23 protein-coding genes are annotated in these 26,260 nt (G+C 51.5%); 3 read left to right on the top strand and 20 right to left on the bottom strand.

The window, feature by feature from the left end; genetic code table 11:
- Positions 1–69: 69 nt before the first annotated feature.
- The 4 genes from D3P07_RS10835 to D3P07_RS10820 all read right to left on the bottom strand — a co-directional run bounded on the left by D3P07_RS10835 (position 70) and on the right by D3P07_RS10820 (position 4,042).
- Entirely contained in the window at positions 70–738 is a 669-nt protein-coding gene (locus D3P07_RS10835) for an HD domain-containing protein (RefSeq protein ID WP_119800245.1), read from the bottom strand.
- Positions 719–2,014, bottom strand: a complete 1,296-nt coding sequence (locus D3P07_RS10830) for an MFS transporter (protein WP_119800244.1) — start codon at positions 2,012–2,014, stop codon at positions 719–721. Before D3P07_RS10830 ends, D3P07_RS10835 begins: the two co-directional genes overlap by 20 nt.
- A 309-nt stretch (positions 2,015–2,323) precedes the next feature.
- Entirely contained in the window at positions 2,324–3,289 is a 966-nt protein-coding gene (locus D3P07_RS10825) for an acetylxylan esterase (protein ID WP_119800243.1), read from the bottom strand.
- Between the two features lie 123 nt (positions 3,290–3,412).
- Positions 3,413–4,042: a helix-turn-helix transcriptional regulator gene (locus tag D3P07_RS10820; protein ID WP_259391434.1), complete on the bottom strand. Its 630-nt coding sequence runs from the start codon at positions 4,040–4,042 to the stop codon at positions 3,413–3,415.
- A 330-nt stretch (positions 4,043–4,372) separates the two neighbouring features.
- Between D3P07_RS10820 and D3P07_RS10815 the strand changes: the two genes are divergently transcribed.
- The 3 genes from D3P07_RS10815 to D3P07_RS10805 all read left to right on the top strand — a co-directional run bounded on the left by D3P07_RS10815 (position 4,373) and on the right by D3P07_RS10805 (position 6,770).
- The gene (locus tag D3P07_RS10815; protein ID WP_119800241.1) at positions 4,373–4,807 is read left to right on the top strand and encodes a methylglyoxal synthase; all 435 of its coding nucleotides are present in this window, start codon (positions 4,373–4,375) and stop codon (positions 4,805–4,807) included.
- 156 nt (positions 4,808–4,963) lie between these two features.
- On the top strand, positions 4,964–5,575 hold the full coding sequence (locus tag D3P07_RS10810) for a TetR/AcrR family transcriptional regulator (RefSeq protein WP_119800240.1): 612 nt from the start codon (positions 4,964–4,966) through the stop codon (positions 5,573–5,575).
- The gene (locus D3P07_RS10805) at positions 5,565–6,770 is read left to right on the top strand and encodes an Acg family FMN-binding oxidoreductase (protein ID WP_119800239.1); all 1,206 of its coding nucleotides are present in this window, start codon (positions 5,565–5,567) and stop codon (positions 6,768–6,770) included. The genes D3P07_RS10810 and D3P07_RS10805 overlap by 11 nt, the downstream gene beginning before the upstream one ends.
- A 93-nt stretch (positions 6,771–6,863) precedes the next feature.
- On the opposite strand, the gene D3P07_RS10800 is transcribed toward D3P07_RS10805, so the two are convergent.
- The 16 genes from D3P07_RS10800 to wsfD form a co-directional block, all read right to left on the bottom strand.
- Positions 6,864–7,529: a GntR family transcriptional regulator gene (locus D3P07_RS10800; RefSeq protein ID WP_119800238.1), complete on the bottom strand. Its 666-nt coding sequence runs from the start codon at positions 7,527–7,529 to the stop codon at positions 6,864–6,866.
- Positions 7,530–7,729: 200 nt separating this feature from the next.
- Positions 7,730–8,875, bottom strand: a complete 1,146-nt coding sequence (locus tag D3P07_RS10795; protein WP_119800237.1) for a Ger(x)C family spore germination protein — start codon at positions 8,873–8,875, stop codon at positions 7,730–7,732.
- On the bottom strand, positions 8,872–10,347 hold the full coding sequence (locus D3P07_RS10790) for a spore germination protein (RefSeq protein ID WP_119800236.1): 1,476 nt from the start codon (positions 10,345–10,347) through the stop codon (positions 8,872–8,874). Before D3P07_RS10790 ends, D3P07_RS10795 begins: the two co-directional genes overlap by 4 nt.
- On the bottom strand, positions 10,344–11,441 hold the full coding sequence (locus D3P07_RS10785; RefSeq protein WP_119800235.1) for a GerAB/ArcD/ProY family transporter: 1,098 nt from the start codon (positions 11,439–11,441) through the stop codon (positions 10,344–10,346). The genes D3P07_RS10790 and D3P07_RS10785 overlap by 4 nt, the downstream gene beginning before the upstream one ends.
- A 211-nt stretch (positions 11,442–11,652) precedes the next feature.
- A complete protein-coding gene (locus D3P07_RS10780; protein WP_119800234.1) occupies positions 11,653–12,762 on the bottom strand; it encodes a GerAB/ArcD/ProY family transporter in 1,110 nt (369 codons plus the stop codon).
- A gap of 31 nt (positions 12,763–12,793) precedes the next feature.
- Positions 12,794–13,003, bottom strand: coding sequence for a hypothetical protein (locus D3P07_RS10775; RefSeq protein WP_119800233.1), 210 nt, complete (start codon positions 13,001–13,003; stop codon positions 12,794–12,796).
- A gap of 20 nt (positions 13,004–13,023) precedes the next feature.
- Complete coding sequence (locus tag D3P07_RS10770; RefSeq protein ID WP_119800232.1) at positions 13,024–14,205, bottom strand: Ger(x)C family spore germination protein; 1,182 nt, start codon at positions 14,203–14,205, stop codon at positions 13,024–13,026.
- Positions 14,206–14,217: 12 nt separating this feature from the next.
- On the bottom strand, positions 14,218–15,795 hold the full coding sequence (locus D3P07_RS10765; RefSeq protein ID WP_119800231.1) for a spore germination protein: 1,578 nt from the start codon (positions 15,793–15,795) through the stop codon (positions 14,218–14,220).
- A 112-nt stretch (positions 15,796–15,907) separates the two neighbouring features.
- The gene (locus tag D3P07_RS10760; protein ID WP_119800230.1) at positions 15,908–17,512 is read right to left on the bottom strand and encodes a response regulator transcription factor; all 1,605 of its coding nucleotides are present in this window, start codon (positions 17,510–17,512) and stop codon (positions 15,908–15,910) included.
- Complete coding sequence (locus D3P07_RS10755) at positions 17,487–19,328, bottom strand: cache domain-containing sensor histidine kinase (protein ID WP_119800229.1); 1,842 nt, start codon at positions 19,326–19,328, stop codon at positions 17,487–17,489. The genes D3P07_RS10760 and D3P07_RS10755 overlap by 26 nt, the downstream gene beginning before the upstream one ends.
- Positions 19,329–19,354: 26 nt before the next feature.
- Complete coding sequence (locus D3P07_RS10750) at positions 19,355–20,188, bottom strand: carbohydrate ABC transporter permease (protein WP_119800228.1); 834 nt, start codon at positions 20,186–20,188, stop codon at positions 19,355–19,357.
- Entirely contained in the window at positions 20,188–21,069 is an 882-nt protein-coding gene (locus D3P07_RS10745) for a carbohydrate ABC transporter permease (protein WP_119800227.1), read from the bottom strand. The genes D3P07_RS10750 and D3P07_RS10745 overlap by 1 nt, the downstream gene beginning before the upstream one ends.
- A 129-nt stretch (positions 21,070–21,198) precedes the next feature.
- Positions 21,199–22,581 carry an extracellular solute-binding protein gene (locus D3P07_RS10740; RefSeq protein ID WP_119800226.1) on the bottom strand — a complete coding sequence of 461 codons (1,383 nt, stop codon included), beginning with the start codon at positions 22,579–22,581 and terminating at the stop codon, positions 21,199–21,201.
- A 270-nt stretch (positions 22,582–22,851) separates the two neighbouring features.
- The gene (locus D3P07_RS10735; protein WP_119800225.1) at positions 22,852–23,475 is read right to left on the bottom strand and encodes a hypothetical protein; all 624 of its coding nucleotides are present in this window, start codon (positions 23,473–23,475) and stop codon (positions 22,852–22,854) included.
- Between the two features lie 143 nt (positions 23,476–23,618).
- Positions 23,619–24,578, bottom strand: coding sequence for an alpha/beta fold hydrolase (locus D3P07_RS10730; protein ID WP_119800224.1), 960 nt, complete (start codon positions 24,576–24,578; stop codon positions 23,619–23,621).
- 194 nt (positions 24,579–24,772) lie between these two features.
- Positions 24,773–26,203, bottom strand: a complete 1,431-nt coding sequence (gene wsfD / locus D3P07_RS10725; protein WP_147384505.1) for a glycan biosynthesis hexose transferase WsfD — start codon at positions 26,201–26,203, stop codon at positions 24,773–24,775.
- Positions 26,204–26,260: the final 57 nt, after the last annotated feature.

Genomic DNA, 26,260 nt, shown 5'->3' with positions numbered 1-26,260 from the left:
GCATACCCCTATTCCCATAATCGTTGCTTTGTTTACCCTATCATAACCGAATAAGGGCATGCAACAACGCTACAGCAATCCGTCCCACTCCGCATGGAATTGCGTCACATAACGCTCCATATAGCGATGCCTCTCCTCGGCAATCGCTTTGGCGGATGGCGTATTGATCCGATCCTTGAGCTTCAGCAGCTTCTCGTAAAAGTGATTGATCGCCGTACTGCCTTCATTGCGGTACTGCTCCTTCGTGATCGAATCACGCGGCTTAATGCCCGGATCATGGATGGGATCGCCAATCTTGCCCGCGTACAGGAAGCACCTTGCAATCGCAATCGCCCCGATCGCATCCAGCCGGTCCGCATCCTGCACCACCTGACCCTCCAAGGTTCGCATCGGCGGATTCAGTCCTGCATTATAGGACATCGTAGAGATAATCTCAATGACATGCCCGCAATCCGCTGCGGCTACTGGCTGGCTCTCAAGCCAGCTCTGCACCCGGCGCAGACCGCTTTCCTTGGACTCATTCAGCTTCTCGTCCGCCACATCATGCAGCAACGCGGCTAGCAGCGCTACGAATCGATTCGCCCCCTCCGCTTCGGCTAGCCGCTCCGTCATCTTCGACACGCGCTGGATATGCCACCAGTCATGTCCTGTATCATCCTTTTCGTGAAAATCCCTCGCAAAGGCAATAGCCGCCGCAATGATGTCGTCTTGCTGTGCTTTATCCGTGCTGGCTGCCATCCTCGTCACCTCTTAATCGAACAAAATAAGATAGAATAAATGATATCAAAAGCAACAAGAGCGGCACAACCGATATTAAGACGCGGAACGTCGTCTCGGGATCGTTACCCGGATTTTCCCCGCTCTCATAACCGAATATCATGCCCACAATCAGAAAAGCCAGTGCTGATATAAGTCCGCTGGAGCGCGTAATAAAGCCGCTGACTGCCGTATAGACGCCCTCGCGTCTGCGTCCCGTCTCCGCGAAGTCCCGGTCGATGATCAAGCTGTTAACGACGGGCGGCGTCACAAGGAAACCCGCCAGTCCGAAGCCGACGATAATGCCGGCCATAATTCCGCCCAGGAGCGTGCTGCCGAACCAGAGTGGAATGACGGATACCGCATACGCAAGCAGCGATAAGCGCCATGCTTTGACTGGATCCATCCGTTTAATAATCCAGAACCACACGCCAACAAGGGGAATGACCGATACGAAGATCGACGCAAGCAGGAATGTGACCATACTTTCATCGACGCGAAGCACGTACTTGGCATAGAACGGAATCATCGAGCTTAGCAAGCCGTTGACTGTCTGGGCGAATGAATTGGAAATATTGAATACCCAAAACGGCTTATTCGCAAGCGTAGCCGAAAACGATTCCTTCAAGCCCATCTTCGGCGCATCACGAAGAGCAGCGTCTTCTTGCGTGAAGCGCATACATAGAATCATAAATACGACAAACATCAGGCCGAATATGATCGACATGCTGCTGAACCCAAGACCGTTAAACAGGATGGGCGCGACAGCCGAGCCAATCAGAATCGCAACAATTTGATACCCCTGCTGGATAGCGGATGCCTTCTTGCGAATGGTATCACCACGAAACAGCTCCGGGAATAGAGCGCCGTAATTGACCCATAGGATCGTCGCAATCGCTTCATAGAATAGTAGCGCAACAAGGAACCAGGTGAACAGTCCCATCTGGCTCATACCGTCCGGTGCGCTGAATACAAACACAAAGGCAATCATAAACAAAGGAATCGATGCATAGACCCAAGGCTTCCTTCGGCCATACCTGCTGTTCGTCCGGTCCGAGAGGTAGCCGGCCAGCGGCTGGTTCACCGCATCCCAGATCATGAAGATGGTTCTGGCGAGCGTAGCCAGTCCCAATCCCAATCCCAGCTTATCTACATAATAATAGCTGTAAAACGTGCTGAACGCATGACTGGGAATCATCATCGCCAGCATGCCGAACGCATACATCCATGGCGAATTGATCGCCTTTCCTCGTCCCATACCGCTTCACCCATCCCGTGAGAGATTGACATTACTTCCTCCAGCATACTTGTATTGCTACTTCCTGGCAATATAAAATTCGACATGCCAGCGCCCGTCTTAAGAAGAAGAATGTCATCGGCTCATAGGTCTTAAATCCTTACTTTCACGCACAAAAACACCTCTCCGATATCGCACTGTTCTCATACACCTCATAACGATTCCATGTGCTTGGTCCTGTTCGTTGAATGGAATCTCCGACGCTTGGTTTCAATGAAAGAAGTCCGAAGAGCTGCCCGTTTGATGTATCTCATCTTTTACTGTCAGCCGTCAATGGAACCAGTCCGCGAACCGCTCCGCCACATATGCCAGCTTCTTCTCCGTCTGCCTGGCTCCGCCGCCTTCATGTCCATTGAACGGATAGATAACAATCTCTTTCTCGCTAATAATCCGGTTGTAAGTCGCAAAATACATAAGGGCCGGACAAGTCTCGTCCTTAAGCGCAACGGAAGCAAGTACCGGGCAACTGATCCGGTCGGCCATGTTCATCGTGTCAAAATAACTCAGGTTGTCCATCACAGCATCCGTCTGCTCCGGATGCTTCTTCAAATAGGCGGCTACGCTGGCGAACGCCCCGTGATTGCCCTCCACACGGGCTGTCAGGTTGCTATTGCTTGGCACATCCACCATGGCAAGCTTTGGCCGCTGATCCAAGGCAGCTACAGCCATGCCCAGCGCGCCGCCCTGACTCCCGCCTTCCAGCACAATCCGCTCCGGATCGAGCTCCGGCTGCTCGCAAGCAAAGTCAATTGCCTTCAAACAATCCATATAGACGTAGCGGTAATAATACTCCCGCTTGTCTTGTATCCCTTTGCTCGCGACATTGCTCATGAAGCCATGGGAATAATGGGCATGATTGCCCGTTCCGCCCCCTTGGTCGCGACAGTCGATCGACAGCACAGCCAGCCCCATCATGAGCCAATGCATGAAATTGGATGGCTCGCCCCGATTATGAGCAAACCCGTGATAATGAATCAGGCACGGCAGTTGCTTATCCGATTCTACTCTCGGCAGCAACAGCCAACCCTTGATGCGAGTATCATCCATTCCGTTGTACGAGATGTCATAGACCTTCACACCCCGTATGGGATACGCCAACTCCACTCTTTCCGACTGCAGCGGAACCTGCTTAGCCTCAGCTATCGTCTCCTGCCAGAACGAATCAAAATCATCCCGCTTCGTCAGCGCCGGACAATAATCGTATAATGCTCTTGTGGCCACTTCCATATATCCCATATCGCCATCCCCCTCCAGTCAGCTCGTTGTTGGTCTCATCATTGCATGTCTCATGAAAAGAGGCTCCCTCGTTAATCAGGGGGCCCAAGCGGCACTGCAGCTCTCTCCTATCGCAGCCTGAATTCAGAAGTAAGCCCGTCTGGCCGCAATACTGACAGCTTCGGTGCTGGACTGTGCACCCAGCTTCTCGAATATCACTTTCTTATGATGATTCACCGTCGACTCCTTGATTTTCAGCTTATGCGCAATGGACTTGACGGTCTGTCCTTCCGAGATAAGCCTTAGCACATTGATTTGCCGGTCTGTCAATACAGGCTTATTCATCTCGTTCTCGATATCGGGTATGCTCCGCATATGCATAGAGATAAGCTTGGCGATTGCAATAAGCTCGCTCTTCAGCTCCTCGTCGACGGTAGAGACGTCCAGGTACCCAAGCAGCGTACCGCCCGCCATCATCGGCATCGCATAGCAATGCCAGTTTTGGAAGAAGGGACTTTCATGCTCCTCCGGCTTTAAGTAGACGGGGCCGCGATGCTCCATCGCTTCGGAGATGGCATTTACACCGCAATTTTCCCTCGAAAATACCAGTCCTACCTTTATCGGAGTCCCCTCGACCAGATCCTTCATCTCCTCACTGTTATCCATAGCCAGCAATTCGCCTTTATCATCGGTTAATAGAAATAAATATTCGCCGCTCAGATGCTCCTTAACTACTTCAATAGATTCTAAAAACGTACTCGTCCATACATTCATCCGTTCCATCCCCAACCTTCACGAACGCCGGGCTCCACTCGCTTATTCGGCTGAGGCTTCCCGCGCATTCCATATCATGAAACGCTCGTCCTTCCTAGTCTAGCCTATCTTTTAACCGCTTTCAATATCTGGAAGATGCTATCTAACCTCCATTTTCCGGCGGTCTAATGGCCTATTCTGTATAGTTCTTGAATATTTATGTAATGAAATCTAACACTGAATCAAATAACCTCTTCATTTCTTGTTAGTTATGTTATATTATATAACATATAGATTAAAGACCGGAGCGGTCGATCGACACGACTCCATGCCAAGAGGGAGCGATGCATCATGAAGATTGCCTTAATCGCACATGATTCCAAGAAAAACGAGATGGTCAACTTTGTTATCGCCTACAAGCATATTTTCGAAAAGCATGCCATCTACGCTACTGGTACGACGGGCTCACGCATCATGATGGAAAGCAGCGTCGCTGTCAACCGGCTAAAGTCAGGTCCGCTTGGAGGCGATCAGCAGATCGGCTCCATGGTCGCTTCGAATGACATCGATCTGGTCATCTTCCTCCGCGATCCACTTGTCGCTCAGCCGCATGAGCCCGACATTATTGCGCTCCTGCGCCTGTGTGATGTGCAATGCATTCCGCTTGCCACCAATATCGCTACTGCCGAGCTGCTCATCAAATCGATGGAGCGTGCGGACTTTGCATGGCGAGACGTCGTAAAGCAGAAGTATAAATACGCATCCGCAACCGGAACGGAAGGTTAAGCAAGTTCCACTCCCCTCTATATCCCCCTCAATAAGACGGCCTGCCGGATACCGATTCCTGCAGGCCGTCTTATTGGTGTCCCTGCTTGCATTGCGGTCCGGAATGGGATACACTACATACAAATTAGAGTAATTACTCTAAAACGGAGGTGGACCATGAGCCGTACCAAAGAACGAATCCTTCACATTGCCATCGGGCTGTTCAATTCAGAAGGAACGGGCCCTGTCTCGACCAATCATATCGCCGATGCAGCCGGCATCAGTCCCGGCAATCTCTATTACCACTATCCCAATAAAGCAGCTATTATCCGTGCCATCATGGATGCTATGTATGCCGATTGGAATGCCGTATGGGAGCTTCCGTCCCATCGCGAGCCCAGCCTGTCGGATTTGCAGGCCAAACTGCATGACAACTTCGAATTGCTATGGCGCTACCGCTTCTTCTACCGGGAGGCGATCGCCTTGTTCCAGCAAGACGAAGAGCTGAAGAACCGTCATATCGCCATGACGAAGCAGCGGTTCCTCGAGCAAGGCGAGTTTGCCAAACGATTCATTGCCGCAGGCGTACTCCATTCCTTCCGTGACGATGCCCATATCGAACAGACATTAACGGTGTGTTGGATGATCGCTATGAATTGGCTATCCTTCCTGGAGATGAATGGCGTAGAGATTAATGAACAGCAATTCACCAAGGGCGTCACTCTCATCGAGACACTGCTGGAGCCTCACATGTCGTATATGAAGGGGGACACTGGTAATGGAAGCTAAGAAAAACGCCATCCAGCCGCAAGTTTCGCGACGCACCTTTCTAAAAGCCGCTCTGGCGGGAGCCGTCATCGTCTCCGGCGGCACCGTATGGAAGGCGATCGATCAGGGCGTTTTCTCCACTGGGAAAGGCCCCGCCTATGAAGCTTGGCGGGATTGGGAAAGCGCCATGGAAGCGGCGCCTCATCCCTTGCCTATGATCAAGGCAGCTATTCTCGCAGCGAATGCCCATAATGCACAGCCTTGGCTATTCCGAATCACCGATACTGCGATTGATCTCTTTGCCGATGTGTCCAGAAACTTGGGTTCGATGGACCCTATGCTTCGCGAGATGCATATCAGCCTAGGCTGCGCTCTGGAGAATTTGACTCTGGCGGCACGCGCGAGCGGCTATTCGCCTGAGGTAACACTGATGTCCGGTGAGCATGATCAGATTCATGTCGCCAGAATCGTATTAACGCCCGGCGAGAGGAGCATCTCCGAGCTCTACCAGGCCATCCCGTCCAGACATACCGATCGTTCCGCCTTTCAGCGGAAAGCAGAGCTGCCTCCAAGTCTGCATACTTCCTTGCAGGGACTTATCGGCCCAGATGACAACGTCTCGCTTGCCTGGCTTCAGGATGAGCCGCTCAAATCAACGATGGGCGACATCATCATTAGCGCCACGAAAGCGATTATTTCCGATGCCGAGCAGTCTAAAGACAGCCACCGTTGGTATCGCCATGACCGGGAAGTGCTTCATGCCATGAAGGACGGCACAACACTCGATGCAACCGGAAGTTCGCCGCTTACACGGGCCATCGGCAAGCTGTTCCCGGTATCCGAGGCAACATCCAATCAATATTGGCTTAAGTCGACAAGGGATACGCAGGTTCCGACCGCCGGCGCTTTCGCATGCTTGCTCGTACCAAGCCGCGATCGGAGCAGTCTGATCAGAGCCGGCCAGGTTTTTCAGCGCATGCATCTATGGGCGTCGGCGAACGGATGGGCAGTCCAGCCGATGAACCAGCCTAATGAACGGATTGACCGGGAGCAAGCAATGAATCTTGCGCCTAGCTTCAGAGAAGCTCTGGAGAAGCTGATTCCGCTCCCGGGCTGGCATAACATCTTCACATTCCGCATCGGCTCGCCCGCGAATGATTCCCTGCCCAGCCCGCGGCGTCCGGCTGAGGACGTATTATGGCGAAGCATCCCTTAACCGCTGCGCCCACAACAAAACGACACCCGGCGTGATGCAGCAACGCCGGGTGTCGTATTTTTTGTTTATATGCATAAGTTCATCCCATTCCGCTTACATCACAGCATCCAGCTCATGCATCGGTCTGATCAAATTCCGCTTCATCCACTCGGACGCTCCCTCCGAATCACGGCGCTCCAATGCTTCTATAATCTTCGCATGCTCCTCGACAGAAGCCAGTGTCGCCGCGATAGGCTGCTTCAGGAATACATACTTGAATCTGCGGATATGGATTTGCAGCGAGGCGCTAAATGAGGCCACATAGCTGTTGTCGCACAGCTCTACAATTAGATTGTGGAACTGCTCGTCCAGCTCCATGGCCGGATAGGGCTGCCCGGATTCAATCGCCCCCGCGAATGCCGCGTTCAGCGCCTTCAACTGCCCGATCTGCTCCTCCGTAACCAGCTGCGCCGCGCTCTCCGCCGCCAGCGCATGGAGCGCGGCAAGCGTTGGGTACAGCTTCTGCAAGTCCTCGCGTTCAATACTGGTCACTCTGGTCTCCTTGCCCGGCTGCATCGTAACGAGCCCCTGCACCTCCAGGAGCTGGAAGGCCTCCCGAATCGGTGTCCGGCTGACTGCAAGCGACTCGGCTAGCTCCGCGTCGATCAGCTTCTCGCCGGGCAGCAGCGTCCCCTCGATAATCCAGCGCTGAATTTGGGCAAAAGCCCGCTCCTTGGCCGACATTCTGGCCGGTGTTGCAAAGTTTTTGGGTACTGGCATCACACGTCCACCTCAGTTTGATTCATTCATATGCAATATATCGGATATTTCGCTACGTTGCAACATAATTGACGGACAAAATGAGATCGATGTACGCCATCAAGACCCTCACTAAACCGGCTCTCCATGCACAGTGCCCGCTTCCGGACAAGGCTCCGGACTCCACTCGCCCATCCATTCATTTCCCCATATATGCATCATCAAGGCTTGGTTCCTTTATACTTGCCTGTTGTCATCAGATGGACGCGAACGTCAATTTTCTTAATCGAATCGTGTTTCAAAAAATACGGCTTGCCAGCGATGATTCGACGGAATTCCTTCGGCTTGTTGCGATATAATAGCTGGCCTAACCCGAAAGGATCGCTCTTGATGCGCAAGCCGTTCCGGTAGGTCAGCTCGATCTCCTTCCGGATATCCTCCTCCGCAAATCGCGAGAGCTTCTCCATATCCGTATCCTGCACAATCTCCATCACATATCCATCCGTCGATACACGGATATCAAACCGCGGCTCCCCATCCTCCACATAAGGACGAATGCGCATCTTCGGATGCTCGAACATGATGGTCGCCACGGCCTCGCCGTCCCTGTCCACCTCGATCGGCGTACGCTCTAGCCGCTCATCGGACCATCTTACGCCCATCAGTTCTTCCGCAGACATCCAGTCCGTCATTTTCAGATCGCGAAAGAAATAGGCGCCGGAGATCATATACATCGGCTTAGGCTTCTTATCCTCCGTCCAGTCCACATCATCGAAGTCGATAGACGGTATATAGGCGGCCTGCCCCTTTTCATTCAAGTAGGCAATGATCCGATTGCCTGTAACCGGCAGCACAATGGATTGCACGGAGCTCATCTGCGACGTAGTAAACATCGCGGTATCGAGCGGCGACAAATTCAAAATCGATTTCTGCGTTAAAATATCCTTGATCGGACGCTTAGTTCCATAGACAAGCACATTGTATCGAACCTCCCTGTAGCGATTGATGGTGCCGTATACGTTATTAACCCCCAGCCTCATGGCATTTTCCGACATGACAACCACCTTGACATGCCCCCAGAACAACCGCAGCTGAGCTGTTCTTCCGACATCCGTCAGTGCCAATGCCAGTGTATCTCCCTTACCCTCGCCCACCCATACCGGAACGCTCTTGCCCAGCGCGACCTGTTCGGTCCGGGCGACCGTTGCAAAATTGAGGATCTGCGCATAAGCAATCCACTTGCCATTTACATAATCAACCCCGATTGCTGTAGCATAAGCCATATTTTGAATTTCCGGCAATCGGGCGCAGCCTCCTGTAAGCAAGCAGATCAGAATAAATATACCAATCTGCTTGGCTCGCATCATTGCTCTCCTCCCTTCTGGCTATCGGAATCAATCGTATTTAGAACGCTAGGCCGCTTTTTCATTAAGCGATAAGGCAGCCGGAGGAAGGATACGACCAGCTCCTTCACGTTAAGCGGAGACAAAGGGGACAAATACGGAACGCCAAAGGATCGCAAGCTCGCCATGTAGCTGATTAGCAGCACGATCCCAAGAATAACTCCGAACAAGCCGAGCAGCGCAGACAAGAGGAAAAACACAAATCGCAATATGCTGACCTGCGAACTTAAGGTTTGATTGACCAGCGTTACGCCCGATACTGCCGTGATCGCTCCGACGACAACGACGGAGGGCGACACCATCCCTGCGCGGATTGCAGCATCGCCGATAATCAAACCGCCGATCGAGGTCAGTGTCTGGCCGATGGAGCTGGGCAGCCTGACACCGGCTTCCCGGAATATCTCCAGCAGCGTCAGAAGCAGGAACATCTCCATATGCGACGACAGCGGCAAGCCAAGCCGCGATACCGAGATAGTCGCCATCATGCGGAACGGAATTTGATCCTGATGGAAGGACATTAGCGCAACCCATATCGCTGGAAGAAAGATGGAGAGAAACAAGCTGATTCCCCGAATGATTCGCGCGAAGGATACGTAGGTGTAATTAAAATGAGCATCCTCTGGCGATTTCAAAATAAGCGACAAGCCGGCTGGCGCGATCAATACCATCGGAAGCCCATCCACCACCAGGACAGCCCTGCCCGACAGCAGGCTGTTCACCGCATAATCCGGACGTCCCGTAAAGTCCATGGTCGGCAGCAGCTTCAGTGCCGAATCCGACATCATCTCTTCAATTTGGCTTATGCTCATAATGCCGTCCACATCAATCGTGCTCAACCGCCTCCGAATTTCTTCGATAATCTTCGGATTAATAATATCCCGGAAGTAGAGCAGTCCGACACGCGTGCGCGATCTCCGTCCCAGGATAACCTCTTCTACCTGGAGCGACTGAGATCTGAGCCTTTTCCGAATTAGCGCAATATTGACGGTGATGTCCTCTACGAAGCCGTCTCTCGGACCTTTGACCGATATTTCCGTGCTTGATTCGTACGGCTGTCTCGTCGGCTTGTCCGCTATGCTCATACTCCCCATCACGCCGTTATCCAGAAACAACAGCACAAGCTGTCCATCGAACACAATCTCGGACAGGTCGTCATCCGTTTGAGCCTCTGCCTCATGGATCGGCAGCACGCTCGATAACCGATCAATCGGATCAGCGAACGATCCATATTCTGCGTAGATTCGATTCAGCTCAGGAAGCACGAAGCGGCCAATATCAGACGATCGGGTCAGTCCATCCGCATAGACCATAACAACTTCAAGACTGCTTTTGCTCCCGTATCTGCAAGTCTGGATAATGACATCGGACGATCCCTCGAACAATGTCCGCAGTCGCTCCTCGGTCCATCGCTCACTCTTCTCATGTCCCTTGCTCATGTCGCTTCCTCCCTCTTGGCAGTTCCCCTAACCAAAGCAACAAGCAGCCATATGAACGATAATGCCAACAGAATGATGAGTGATATCGGCATGTAATACTTGTACATCCATATATAGAAGGCATACTCATTCACCTTAAACTGCGTCAACAAGATATAGCTCAGCATGATGATGCCGATCGCCCAATATTTGCTCCGCTTCCGCTTGATTTGAAGCAGCTCTACCAGCAGATAGACCGATAGGCTGATCCTTATGCTCGCTCCCGAAATCCATTGAAAGATGGACAGAAAGTCCAGATGCTCGATGAACTGCCCGATCTGCACAAGCCGCCATTGTTCATAGGGCGAGGTCATCTGATGCGACGCCTCAACAGGGCCAAACTCTGTAATTGCGCCAAGAAGAGGCCCCAAAGTTATAATGGTTGAAAAGACGCCATATGCGAGCAGCTGCCACAGCTTGATTTTTTTATTCAAATGATGCTGCAGCAGGATGATAGCCAGCAGTTCTACATACCCGGCGCCCGCATACACAACGCCGTCCATGACTGGCTGTACACCGCTCTCCAATATTGGCTTAAGCAGTGAATAGTCTTTTTGAGGACCGTTGAACGTACTGACGAAGATGCCAAGTATGGCAACGATCGGAAGCAGAATGCCGGAAACAATCGCAATGACCCGAATGCCCCACAGTGTAATCGCGGAACAGAACAGGATGAGAAAGCTCACCATCAGCATCTTGGGGGTGTAGGGCAAATAATTGGTCGTCGTCCATGTAGCCGTATGGATGACCGTCATCCCGCCTATCATATACATTTGAATAATGATAGGAATAACTAGCAGCCAAGCGACAAACGGCGATATGCGGCTGGAGAGCCATGACTTCCAGTGCTGCTGCCCGGAACGCTTCATAATGAAATACAGGAGCGGCATCCATAACAGGAACAGGCCGCCCGATACGAGCGCCGTAATCCATGAATCTCTTCCCGAAGCGTCCAGAATCATCGGATTCACGACGACGTGGCTGGCAAGACCATTGGCCAAAGAAAACATCATAAATACTTGCGAAAAATTGATCTTGTCGACGTTATTCTTCATGTCTCGCTCCCCTCTTCACGCTATCCTGCCGCCCCTGGCATCCCTTATTAATGCCCTCCCCCAATATTTTCTATGCCAAAATCATGCAGCAAGCCGCCCCGATGCCAGGACGGCTTGTCATTCCAATTATGGATCAGGTTCCCGCAAGAAATTCTGTTATGAATCAATATCCGGAGATCCAGATCGATCGTCGGGTTGCAGCCATTACCGATCAGGAATTGGCTGCTTTTCCTTTCTTTTTTCGCAAGACCAGACCGGTAAGCAGCAGCAGCGGAACAAAGAAGCAGAACATAAGATCGAACCAATTGTAATATCGTTTTATAATTTGATTATACACCGCTATATTAGGCGTGCTGACGATGGTCAGAACCAATATAATCATGCCGAGAGGGATCGTTAGCATCTCGCTCTCACGAAGCTTGAACCATTGTGCCAGTCCGCTTGTAAGGGCAAAAAACAACAGCAGTGTTTTGTAAAACACGGTGATAATCCATAAAAATGCCAGAATAGCTTCCAACCGTTCCAGGAAGTTGCCGACTGTTATTTTCTGGGCCAGTATAAACGTCGGATAATATTTGGTTTCCATTAAATTCGGCCCAAGTACGAGCAAGCAAAGCCCGACAATGATAAACAGAAAGAGGCCGCCCGCCGCAAAGCTCTTCATAATAGGCTTGGTCAGCTTCTTATCGGTTGCTACATAAGGAACGAGCGCCAGCAACACAACCATCTCCATGAATGCAACGGTCATAACCGGGATGGCGCCCTTAATAATAGACCATAATCCATCGGCTGCGATCGGCTTGACGTTGTCTATTTCCGCATTGGTTAGAGACAAGATCGCCAATATCAAAAACAATGCCGTAAAAGCTGGAAACAACAATTCCCCCATCCGGGCGAAAGCTTCTATGCCATACCGGTATGCCACAATCACAACCGTCAAAAAAATCAAGATAATCGCGTTCACAGGCGTCTCCGGCATAAGCTGCGTCGTCATGAATTGGCTAAGCTCGCTGACTAGCGTCAAGCTGCACATGAAGAAGTTGAACAGAAAGAACAAGCCGACAACACTGCCAATCCATCCTCCAAACACTCTTCGCGAAGCGGCAATCAGGCTGTCGCCTTGCAGCCTGTTTGCAATCGCAGCGAAGAATCCCGCCAGCACAAGCCCGACCGCATACGCAAGGAGCATCGATATCCACGCATTCTGCTTCGCCGAGGACGCAATAATGGTCGGCAAGATCAAGATAGAATCTCCAGTCAGGCCAAGGATGATTAAGATTTGAAACTGTCTGACGGAAATTTTCGCATTCGTGAACTCCAAGCTATCCCCCCCTTTAAGGTGGTATAAACGATCACACCGCCCAACCGAACATCATTTTGACCAGGACGAACGGATTAGGGAGGCTGACTTCCATAACAAGCGCGCTGTAGAGTGCGACTCCAATGGCCAAAAATATGAAAAATATAGCAAGCTCACGCTTCTGCTCCCTGTGAAGGAGTCGGGGGACTTCCAGCCATACAGCAGCAGCCGCTAGCGCGATTACGCCAATTAATGAACTCATCGGACTCTCCTTCCCTATGCTTACTTGAGTGTCGTATTGCCTGTCGTGCCTGTCTTGCGAATAAACACCTTAATGTCGTACTGAATCTCCGCTTCAGGGAAATACTTCTCGTTCCAGTCATCCCTTACACGCTTCCAGTAAGCGGGATGATCCTTGCCTAATTGGTTGCCGAAACCAAACACATCCGATTTCAAATCCTTTGCCCGCTTGACCGCCGCCATAGCATTGGACTTGATGGATAATGCCGAATCCTCTTCCAGCTTGCTTATCGCAGCCGGGTCTGTCAGGTCGATATGCTTGCAAGGCATATTGACGACCGCAGCCTCCGATCTTAACTCAATCGTAACTACAGGCATGCCGTCCACCAAAGCGGTCTTCATTCTGGTTTCTGAGGACGCGATTTCGATACCTATATAGTGACGTGAGCTGCAGGCGAGCTCGATGGTGGAGCTCCTCAAATTATCCGTAATATCCGTGTAGCCCTTGCTCTCTTTTTCATTCAACCACCCGATTAGACGATCATCCTTGAACACGGCAATGCCTTTATATCGGTATCGTCTTGGGGGAAGGAATGATTTCACATTACGTGGAGAGTCGCCAGCTGTCGGATCACCGAATAGTTGGATTCCTGTCAACGCAAGCTCATAGCCGTCGCCAGACAAGCGGTTAAGCACCTCATCCATCGTAATGGATACCGTAGGCGCCCATAGCTTCTCGGAGTTGCGCAGCGATTGAAGCATGCTGTACGTAGGCAATTTCTCGATAGGGGTATACAGTTTCAGCACATTCTCCGCTCTTGTTCCCCTGGCAACAATCAGATTAAAGTCCATTCGCAGCTCATTATCTCGTAGAATATTGTCAATAAAATCATGTATCCCCTTTTTGGCAAGCGCCTCGCTTACGACGTAAAGCTGCAGATGGCCAAAATACATCTTCCGCGGCGCCTCTGCCGTAATCGCTCTGGCCGCCTCGAATACCGTCTTGCCTCTTACTTGAAATAGCGATCCCGGCGGGCGATCTCCCGTTTTCTTCTGCGCCGATATTTCGCTTGGACTCACGACCTGGAAGGATACGAGGTATTCCCCGTCCTCCCAGTCAATGCCTACCCCAAGCACAATTAATATCTCATTAAGCTCACGCCTGCTCCAACAGCCAGTAAGCATGGCCAGGCAAAGCACGATAATGATTACTCTGGTCCACATGCTTGCTCCTCCTTACCAACGCCTCCGTATCCGCGTGCTGCCAGTCCCTTCTGAAGTTCCGGGACGCTTGAACATTAGCCATCTCGGCAAACGGACAAGCGTATCCTCCAATTCAACTGCCCTAAAAGGCGAGAATGGAGACATAAACGGTTCTCCGAAGGAACGAAGAGCGCACAAGTGAAGCAGCAGCACAAACAATCCCATAATGACGCCGAACAAGCCAAAGCTCGCTGCTACTCCCATAAATGCAAAGCGGAGAATACGCACCGGGATCGACATGCTGTAAGCCGGCAGCGTAAAGGTAGATATCGCTGTTACCGATACGACGATAACCATGGCAGCAGAGACAATGCCCGCCTCCACCGCCGCTTGTCCGATCACGAGCGTCCCGACGACAGAGACCGCCTGGCCGATTGCCCGGGGCATGCGCAGCCCTGCTTCGCGCAGGATCTCGAAGGTGAGCTCCATGACAAGCGCCTCGACAAACGCCGGGAACGGAACGCCTTCGCGCTGAGCAGCAAGGCTGAATAGCAAGGAGGCCGGAAGCATCTCCCGATGAAAGGTCGTAATCGCAATGTATAGCGACGGCAGAAGCAAGGAGATGAATACACTTATAAATCTCAATATGCGCAGCAGACTCGCATAGACTGACCGCTGATAATAATCCTCCGTCGATTGGAAAAACGAAACAAGCTGCGTCGGGACGAGCAGCACATTCGGAGTACCGTCGACCACAATCGCCACTTTGCCCTCCAGCAGCTGGGAAGCCACATTATCAGGAAGCTCGGAGTTGAAGACTGTCGGGAACAACGAATATTTCCCATCCTCAATGAGCTCCTCAAGATACCCGCTGTCCAGCACGCTATCGATATCTATTGCCCGCAGCCGCTTTCGCGCCTCTTCAATGACCGATGGCTTGGCGATGCCGTTCATATATATTAACGTCACATCTGTCTTGGTCATACGTCCGATGGCTATCGTCTCCAGCCAAAGCCGAGGATCTTTTATTTTGCGCCGGATTAAGGAGGTATTGACTCGAAGCGTTTCTGTAAAACTCTCACGCGGGCCTCTGACGGAGGTCTGATTCGTCGATTCGGTAACGTCGCGGCCCTTCCAATGACGAATATCCGCCCGATAGGCATAGGCTGCCCCGTCTATTAGAATAATGGCTTCTCCCGAGAGCAGATTGCGGTACAGGTCGGCCAATTGGCTGACCGTACGTATAGAACCCATGCCGAACAACAGCTCCTCGGCAATGCTTGCCAAATCTGTCTCATGAGCTTCCTTTCTTCGGCGGGCTTCTTCCTCATATCCAGCATCCTGAACGGAACGGGACAGCAAATTGGAAATAAAGCTATTAATAACAGCGGAGTCTGACAGACCGTCTATATAGACGACCGCAGCCGCAATCGCATCCGACTTCTCTTGCCGAAGGTCCCGAATCACGACATCATCACTGTCGCCCAGGTCCTGCATGATCCTGTTCATGTTGGCTAAGACCTTCGGATCGATCGGCACCGACTCGAATTCTTCCCAAAACAGGTCTCCTTGCTGATGGGTCCTATTACGGGCCGCTTTCTTCTGCTGCATAGGCTACGCTACCTTCTCCTGTAGATCATCTCCTCCCATTATGACCATCAGCATATGGAGATAAACGCAAAAAAGCCTTGGCGCAAACTATGCGCCAAGGAGCCATTCCCTGCTATCTCTCCGCTTGATGATACTCGCGGTATTCGGACGGCGTCATGCCGGCAAACTTCTGAAATACTTTCGTGAAATATCTGCGTTCCGAATAGCCCGACACCGAACCGATTTCCGTTACGGTTTTGTCCGTGGTCAGCAGCAGCGACTGGGCCATCTCCATGCGCAGCCGGGTGACATGCTCCACGAACGTCTCGCCAAAGTGCGACTTGAACAACAGGCTGAAATAACTGACGCTTATGCCCAGATAATTGGCAAGCTCCTCAACCCCCAGATCGCCCGATAACCGCCTATGGATATAATCCTTTGCAGACAACATTAGCATCTCGCCTGTTTTTTTGCTATAGGCCTTATCCATGGCGTCATCCACCAGTTCGATGATCATCTCCATCACATTCTTTACGCTAATGCTATGCTGCAGCTTTCTCCATATCTTCTCTTCCTCCTGTGGCGCGATCATATTCATCTCTCTCAATTCGCGGAGCAGATGAAGCAGCAAGTAGTGGAGAACCTTCTCCGCGCAGTACCTTTCTTGTTCCTGCTTCTTGATGACACAATGCTTCAAATCGATCAACGCTTGGCTCATTGCACTCTGATCCAGCTTTCTCATACGTGAGACGATAACATCCACCGCGCGCCATAATGACGGGTCTTCACGCAGCTCGTTATCAGCAGCTTTGCCCCTGGCACCGGATAGCTTCCAGTTGCCAGCCGACTGCAGAAGCATACGCTGCAGCTTCTTGTACGCAGACTCCATTTCGGTAATCCTGACTCCTTCAGGATAAGCGACGAAGCTAATAGGCAGCTTCATGCGTTCCTTCATGCCTTCCCGCAAGTGCTGCAACCGCTCGCTCGCATGGTCTGCGCGGGTTCGCCAATTCACGCTTCTTGCTCGCTGTTCGACGATGCACCATTCCCCTTCACGCAGCTGCATGACCGCAAAAGAGCTTCCGTCAGCCGCAACCAGATGCTGCAGCGTCTCTGTAATCTCGGCATTTTGGCTTCTTCTCTCTTGATCCGACCATTGCAAGGAAAGCTGGGCATATTGATCGATATCGGCAAGATAGAGCGAGTACCAGAGACGATCAAGCGCCACTCCATGCTCCGGCAGCCAGATACAGTCACTGTCTGTATGGAAGCCCAGCAGCGCATGGTAGAGCTGCTTCTCATAGGCCATGCTTGCCATGCGCCCCCACCGCTCTACCTCTTGCATGCGATCCAGCTTTCGGGTGCGAATTTGCCCGCACACTTGACGCACGGATTGTTCCAGCTGCTCATAATCGATCGGTTTTAGAATGTAGTCGCGAACCCCTCTTTGCAGCGCTTCCCTTGCATATTCGAATTCCTGATAGCCCGTCAACATGAGAAAGTCGCATTCCGCATCATCCTTGCGCGCTTCCGTCAAGAACGCCATGCCGTCCATGACCGGCATCCGGATATCGCATAGCACCAGATCCGGCTTCAGCTCCCGGAAGTGCTCCAGCGCCTCCTTGCCATTGCGCGCAAGCGCTGCGACCTCAACTCCCATGTCCTCCCATGGCAGAACAGCCTTCAGGTTATGCAAGATCGGCAATTCATCATCAACCAGCATGGCCTTTAATTTCATGGATATCACCCGGTCCCATCTTTGGTAGGATGCACTGCACCTTCGTCCCGAACCCCGGCATTGAGCATATGAGAAGTCCGTAGGTCGGGCCGTACTGAATGCGAATCCGATCCGCGACACTGCGAATGCCCAGTCCCCTGCGCTCCGGGTTATGCTCTATACCGCCTTGGATTGGAATGACGTTGTATTCATCCGACGCCATATATTGAAATCGGGCCAGCATATCGCCGTCTATCCCGATGCCGTTATCCTCCACCGTTATCCGTACTCGATCGTCGTCGGAGCTAGCGCGAATCATAATGCTTCCCCTCCGTTCCAATCCGTCGAATCCATGCTGGATGCAGTTCTCGACGAGCGGCTGAAGCGTCAGCTTCTGCAGCGTACAAGCCAGCAAGCTCTCGGGTATGTCAATCGAATAATCAAAGCTGTCGGCAAAGCGGAACTTCTGAATTTCCAAATAACTGATCAAATGCTCGACTTCCTGGCGCAGCGTAATCTCTTCCTGCCCCTTGAAGCTGATCCGCAATATGCTCGCCAGTCTTAGCACCATTTGGCTTACTTTCTTGCCTTCATTCTGAACCGCAAGCACATTGATGGATTCAAGCGTATTAAAGATGAAGTGCGGCTTGATCTGTGTCTGCAAGACACGCATCTCCGCACGATTCTTCTGCTCTTGCTCCTGTCTGATTCTCTCCAGCAAATGCTGGATGCGCGCAATCAAGCTATTCAATCCGCTAGCAAGCAGCCCCAGCTCATCTCTTCCCTGTACCGCCATCCGTATGCCAAGCTCCCCCTCTTCCACTCTCCGCATGAATCGTACGACCCGAATGATCGTCTTCGCAATCCGATTGACCGAGAATAACAGAAAGAACATGGCGAGCAGCACGGTAATAGTGAGCAAGGCCGCTACCCATCTGGCATAGCGGTCGATTTGACTCGATAACGAGCTCCAGGAGGCGACGGACACCAGATGCCAGTTCTCCTTGTGCAGGCTGACGCTGGACACGACGCTATCCTCGGATTGAAACGACTGCCTTGCGCTAAGGAATGACGGATTAACCTGGAACCCATTGTCGGTGTAGTCCGCAATCGCCCCTCCATTCATTTCCTGAGAGCTGTCATACAAAATTTTGCCGTCCTTGTTCACTATGAAAAATCGGGTGCTGTACCGTTCCTGATTGAAGCGAAAATACCGGAATACCGCATCAAGGGCAGAGTTTTTGGTCTGAACAAGTAGAATCCCCTTGTCCTCCAGCGTCTCCAGATCCTTGACCACGCGTATTTGGGTAAAGATGGGGTCTGAGCTCGTCAGCTCCGGATACTCATACGGCCCCACCCATAATGGCTGTCCGTCACGGCGGCGCACTTCCGCATAGATCGGATGCTCCTTGAGCTTGGAGAATGGCAATGCTTCGAAGTAGTCCTTGGAATAAATCGGAATTACACGGTTGTCCTCCAGCGGATACATGAGCGCGAAGCTAACGGACGGATGGTTAATAAGCAGACTGCGGAAGTTTTGCTGAATCTCATTCAGCTCCAGCATATGAATCTGGGATAAATGCTCCATGTCGTACCCCTTCTGATTCAGCATCTCTTGCAGCGCTATGCTCGCAATCGTACTATCTGTCACTTTGTTCATTTCGCTGAATACGAACTCGACGTTCTGCCTGAGCGCCCGCAGCGTCAGCTCCGCCTGCTGTGCGTAATTTTTCTCCACCGCCTGCGATATAAAGTAATATGCCGCTATGCCAAGCAGAAATAACGGCAGGATAATCAAAGCAAGAAACGCGGCGAACAGCTTGAAGCGAAGCGACATCTCTCTCTCTCCTCCCGCCCTGGCCCCTAGCCCTTCACGCTTCCGGCTGTGATGCCTTCAATAATCTTGTCTTGCAGGAATGCATACAGAATAAGGACAGGCAATACGCTGAACACGATGCCCGCGCATATATAGGCATAATTCGTCTGATACGCGTCCCGGAAGCCAACCATGCCCGTAGGCAATGTACGAAGCGCGTCCTTGCTGATAAAAAAGTTGGACAATAGGTATTCGTTCCATACGCCGAGAAAATTCACAATAAATACGGTAACGAGCGCCGGAATCGTGACGGGCATAATGATTCGGAAAAATAAACCGATCGACCCGAGCCCATCCATAATGGCCGCTTCCTCCAGCTCGCCCGGTATCGCTTTCATGAATGCGGCGATCAGCAGTACGCTGATTGGAAGCGCTCCTGCTGTGTAGGGCAAGAACAACGACCAGTGCGTATTAAGCAGCCCCAGATCGGATACCAGAATATATTGCGCAATAAACAATACATTGCTCGGTATAAGCATGCCAATCAATACAGCCTGATAGATCAGTTTACTCGTACGAACCAGCTTCATGCGGGTCAGGGCAAACGCCGTCGCAGCCGATAGGATGACGCCCGCTGCGCCCGAAGTCAGCGACAGATACGCGCTATTGAAGAAGTACGTGCTGATTTTTGCCGATACCCATGCATCTATATAGTTTTGGAATACCAGTTCTGTCGGGAAGCCGAATGGATTCTCCGCAATATCGATGTTGTTGTCCTTAAGGGAAGAGAAGACCACAAAGACAAATGGGACCAGCACAGCCGCAACATAGATCATGAGGATGATATGCGGCAGCGTTCTTCTTGCCTTAGCGAGCAGCATCAGTAAGTCACCTCTTCCTTCGTGCGGCCAAAGGTCAGTTGATACAGGGCGGTTAATATAAGCGCGATCACAAAAATCAGCAGCGCAAGAGAGGTGCCGTAGCCGTATTCGCCATAGCGAATTGCTCGGTTGACCATGTAAGAAGCCATAACCTCGGTCGAGCTTACAGGTCCTCCTTTTGTCATGACAAGCACAATATCTACTACTCTCATCGCCCCTGCGATTGACAGCATGACAATAACGGAAATAATGGGCTTGATGAGCGGAACGGTGATGCGAATCGCCCTCTGGAAACCTCCGGCTCCATCGATCTCTGCCGCCTCATTCAATTCTCGGGGAATAGCCAATATGGCGGCTAATACCAACACGATATAGAAGCCCATCCACTGCCAGGCATTCGTAATGAGAATGGCCCATAGTGCGAATCGCATATCCGCCAGCCAATAGATCGTATCGATGCCGAACAAGCCTAGAAACTTGTTCACAATGCCGGCCTCCGGGTTATAAATGAATTGCCATAGAATGCCGATGACAGCTGTCGATAGAATCGCAGGCACAAACACCGTTGTTTTGTAAAACCCTTGCAGCCGTTTCACGCTTCCGATCAGAATGGCGAAGAAAATAATGATGGGAACCTGTACGAATACGGAGAAAAAGATGAAATACATATTGTTGACGATTGAATTTTGGAAATAAGGATCTTGCAGAGCTGTAGTGAAATTATGAAATCCGATATACTTCGGCGCGTTCAGGCCATCCCAATCCGTAAACGCGTAATAAGCTGATGAAAGCATAGGATAAATCGTGAAGAGGAAGTACATGCCGATCGTCGGAATGACGAATAAGGCATAGATATACGGATTTTTCAAGGCGCTTCTCATCTTCGATCCTCTCTCCTTCCTACAAGGTATAGCCGTTTGTACCGGTTGCAAGAGGAATTCCACAATGCGCAGGAAGAAGACGCAGCCCACAGGGAGCGGGCTGCGCCTTCTTTCGGTTCATGTGCGCCCTTACTTGCCGGCCTCCGCGTCAAGTATTTTCTGAATAGCATCACCCGCCTGCTGGGCCGTTGCTTGGCCTGCAATAATAGCCTGGAGCTGAGTCTCTGTCTCGGTATACACCTTCGACGGGATACTAATCTCAAAGTGGGAGAAGGCGCCGCCAGAGGCTGCTGCTACGTCCAGCACCTGCTTCACGACCGGATCTTCTACCGTGCTCATCACTTCGGATGAAAGCTTCATTGCCGGCAACACGCCGTCTTCCAGCAATCCCCGAAGCTGCATGTCGTCATTGTACAGGTTTTTGATAAACGCCTTGACCGCCTTCAGCTCATTGTCATCCAGAGTTGCTGAGAAGCCGTAGCCATTGCCGTAATTCCCGTTCACATACGTCTGATCGCCTTTGCCTCCAGGAACAGCCGGGAATGGAACATAGCCCACGTCATCCGGCGTAATATTCTTGGTCAGCTCTTCATTCCTGAATGCGGACGAGCGCCAGCTGCCATCGAACAGCATGCCTGCTTTGCTGTTGAGGAATTCGTTCAGCATCTGGTCATAGCTGAGGCCCAGCTCGCCTTTCGTGAAGTACCCCGCTTTAACCCATTCATCATATTTCGAGTAAGCGGCTACAATCTCTGGCGAGTTGAACTTTAGGGAGCCGTCTGAAATGCGCTCCACAAGATCATGGCCCGCATAACGGCCAATCAACGTATTCACAAGCATGTTAGGTACCCATGCCGCCTGCGAGCCCATCGCAAACGGGGTAACGCCCGCTTCCTTCAGCTTGGCTGCTGCTGCCTCCAGCTCCTCTAGCGTCGTTGGTGCCGCAATGCCATGCTCTGCGAACAGCTTCTTATTATAGAAAATACCTTCGTTATTGCCGCCGATTGGGAGGCCGTATATTTTGTCCCCCACCATAAATTGGCCAAGGTTCAGAAACTTGTCTTTGATGCCCAGCTCATCGAGAATCGGCGTCAGCTCCAGCAGGCGTCCAGCCATTGCGTACTTCTGAGCGTCTCCCATGCCGCCGAACAAGTCGAATATAACGGGCGGATTGCCTGCCGCCATTTCTGCCGGCAGCTTAGTGTAGCGGTTAACCTGGTCTTCGACAGCATCCAGCTCGAATTTCAGACCGGGAATTTCTTCCTCGGTTTTCTTGACGACATCGTCAAGCAACGCCTTGCGGAATTTCTGTGCGTCGCCGATCTGGATGTGACGGAGCGATACGGTGAAGGGCTCCACCTTATCCGGTCCGGGTGATTCTTTGTTGCCGTTATTGGTGCTTTCCCCGTTGCTTGGCTTCGGATCGTTCTTGCTTCCATTACCAGAGCAACCGGCGAGTACAAGCGTGAAGCCAAGCGCGAGAACCAGCAGTAACTTAAGTCCCTTCATCATCTTCTTGACCCTCCCATAACTACTTTTGATGATGTTGCCTCTTCATTATAGAAGCGCTTACTTAGGTCGAATAGGTGGATATTTCCACAATTAGGGACAAAAACATCCACTTTAGGATGGCTTACAGGCCATCGAGACTTTGCGTTCAACTTATGAATACGGGGCGTTTTGCTGCCCTTAGATGGATGCCGTTAACAGGATGAAATAAAAAAATCCTTCTACAATGTAGAAGGATTAAGGAAACTTATGGAACAAGGAAAGCTTATGCCGTTATAGAATCAGCTTGGCGAATACGCCCGCCAACACAAGATAAAGCGTGATGCCCGCAATCAAATATGAAGCCGTCTTCTCCTTGCTGACTCCGCTCGCTACGAGCCCTCCTTGCAGGGAAAGCGCCAGAGTGGATAACAGCGTAATCGCCAGCGCCATCATCGACAGCGTGAAGTGGAATGACAATATGCCGGACAGCAGAAAGCCCGCTCCTGTTATGTACTGAATGCCGCCAATTCGAATCGCAAAGAGCTTCCATGCCGGCTGTGCTCCGCTTCTCCACCATCCTGCCAGCCATAATGCCGCGAGCAGCGCAACGAGCGACAGCAAGCCCAGCAGGAACATGCGGCTGAATATCGCAAATGAAAGCGAATTAGGCGCAAACAATCCGCCAAAAGGTATTGCGCTGTAGAGCAGCCCGGTAATTTTGTTCCCCAGTATTAACACCCAAATCAAATAACCTACGAATGATACCGCCAGTCCCAATGCACCGTAAATCCATTCCTTCGCTGTCAGCTGCAAGCTCTCCAGCGGGTTCTTGAGCAGGGTTAACAGCTTGTTCCGTTCCACTTGCTTGAGAGAGTCTGTTACTTCGGTAAAAGCATGATTGCTTTTCGGATCCATGCCCATCCTCCTAATCGTCATTTGGCACTATTGTACCGTATGACTCTCCCATCCGTATATTAAAAATTGAAATTTTTACAGAAATTCCGACAATATTCCTTAAAAGCAGGCTGAATCAGCCTATATTCGTCCGTCCGGAGGCATTATTCCGGCCAGCCTTCTTTTATATACAACAGCTCCAGCGCCGCTTCCGTCACGGCTTCCGGCCTATAAATTTGAATGGAGTGCCAGCTATCCTCGACAATCGTATGCTTCACCCTGTTCGACAAGAACAAGAGCGGCTGCTGATCCTGCTTCCATTCCTCGCTTTGCTTGCCGGCAGTCAATACCAGGACAGGCATACCGGAATAAACCGGCGGCGCCTCCTTCAATTGCATGGCGCTTTGCTCCATATGAAGGAACTCCTCGTAAGCCGCTTGATACGCGTGGCTCCTGTAGCCCACCGATACAGCCGCAGCTTGCAGATGAGCCGGAAGCCCGTTATGGCCAATATGCTTCCTCAGCAGGCGCGGGATACCGAGTGGAGACAGGCGGTATCCCCACTTGTACAGGCGTTCGTTGGCATGCCTCACTTTGGTCCTGGACTCGCTTCGCTGGGAAGAAAGAAAGCGGCACTCATGCGCGGCATCGACAAGCACAATGCCCAGCACATCATCCGGATACCGGGACGCGAATAATCTTACGATCATGCCCCCGAACGAATGGCCGACGAGCAAGTAAGGCGGCTTCAACTCAAGAGCCTCCAGCAGGCGCTTCAAGTCATCGACATAAGCCTGGCATGTCGGCTCGCCCATTGGCTGCGGGCTCCAGCCGAAGCCTGCCCGATCGTAGGATAAAACAGTGGCATGCTGGGACAGCTCTTGCTGGACCAGTGACCAGCCGATGGAACAGCCGCCCATGCCAGCCTCCAGAATAACGGTAGGTCCCCCTTCTCCTGTCACACGGGTATGCAGCTTCCGCTTGCCAATGTCGACCAGCCTGCCTGCCGGCTTGCAGGTGCGCTGTGTGTACCGTGACGCGGCCGCTTGGAACAGCGTAAGCGGGAACAGAATCGTGGCTAGAACAGCGCGTATCCATCTATTTTTGCGAGCAATTTGCGTCATCCTATATCAACTCTCCTATCCGGTAGAATGATCGTATGATCCTCTTCATCGTAGGGGAAAAGCGATTTTCAAAAAAGTGTTAGTTTGATTCGCAAAGTTTCATATTTTCCAAAGGATGTTGCCGGGAAAGAAAAAAAGGAATACTGGCCCTCTGCAGGGCTGTATTCCTTCCTACGTATCCGATTCACTTTGGCTTATACCCCGCCTCTCCTCCCCATTCTCGAGCTGATCTGATAGACGACCCACACCGCTCCCGTCACCAGCATCATGTCGAAAATTGCATTGAACAGGAACAGATGCTTGCCCATATCGGCTTGTCCGTCTCCGACAATTGGAATCAGGAAGCTGAATACTCCCGTCAAGCCAAGCAGAATCAACAGTTCGACTCCGGCACGGCGCTTCCGGTCCGCGCTTCTTAGCCATTCCCATGCGGCTGCCGCGAAGTAGACCAGAAATACCGCAGCGATAAACCATAGCTGATTCGGCAGCACACTTTTTTTGAATTCGCTCCAGCCGCTATATTGGAACGACAGCGCACCGGGAGGCTTGCCCTCGCTCTTCTCGTAATTGCCCAAATAATACGGGCGGATCATCATGCCGTTCTCCGCAGCGTACTCCATATTGCCGATGAGCCTGCCTGGATGCTTAAGATAGAACCATAATACATCCGCATGCGAGATGCGTTCGTAGAAGTCAGCATTCAGAGACGGATCGTTCTGCTTGATAGCCGTATCCGCTTGAAAATAGTTCGTGCCCGCCAGCACGGACAAATGAGCCGGGAGGCCAAGTTCCTTCAAATCTCCCTCTACGTCGGGGGTATCCTTCAGCACGCCAAAAAATACCGTTTGATACATATTGATATTTTTGAAGTCCTTGGGAGCCGCGATATACATGGCTGCCGATACGATTAGAGTAAGCGCCGACAGGGACAAGCCAAGCTTGCGCCATGCCTTCTCTCTCTTGAGCGTAGCATAGCGCAGGCCAAGCAGCGCAAAGCCGACGCCGACCGGCGCGTTCTGCGTCTTCGAGCACACTAGCAGCAACGCCGATACAAAAAACAGAACCAGCACAGCTCGCGAAGGCTCCGATTGCCGCGTCAGCATCAGTCCGAATGCCAGCGTCAGCAGCAGAAATACTAGCGATGTCGGCTCCCCGTACAAGGAATTGAAGTAAGCCAGATAAGCGATATCAAAAAAGACAAACAGGATGAGCGCTGCCAGCGCAATTCCCGTTACGATAGACCTGGTTTTGTTAAATTTGATCAGCAAATAACTTGCCGTAATAAGCAAACCTGCGTACATAGCGCCAAGCACCCGGATATCAAAGGCTTCGCCGTTGAAGAGCTTGGCGATGCCTCTGGCCAAGGCTACCAAGATCAACTGCGACGTGAGGTAGAAGCCGCGGAAAAATTCATCATATGCGAAATTCGCATGAGCAAAGCGGAAAAACCGGTCCTCATACGTTTCATTAGCATCATAATAGTTTAATCCGATAGATCCCATAATGCGGAGAAAATCACCGTTATCCGCGACACCAACGAACGTCCTTGCGAATAAAAGCACGATAACTGCAACGATAGCGGCGAGCAGAAAAACCCGCTCAATGCTTAGCCATTTTTTAATCATAATCACCAATCCTATTACCATAGTTTTTTGCCCAAGCTCCCGGCCGGGGATAGATTC

It is taken from the genome of Paenibacillus sp. 1011MAR3C5, assembly GCF_003591485.1.
Taxonomy (GTDB): domain Bacteria; phylum Bacillota; class Bacilli; order Paenibacillales; family Paenibacillaceae; genus Pristimantibacillus.
Note: the sequence above shows the minus strand (reverse complement) of the source record. Positions and strands in the feature narration are given on the sequence as shown.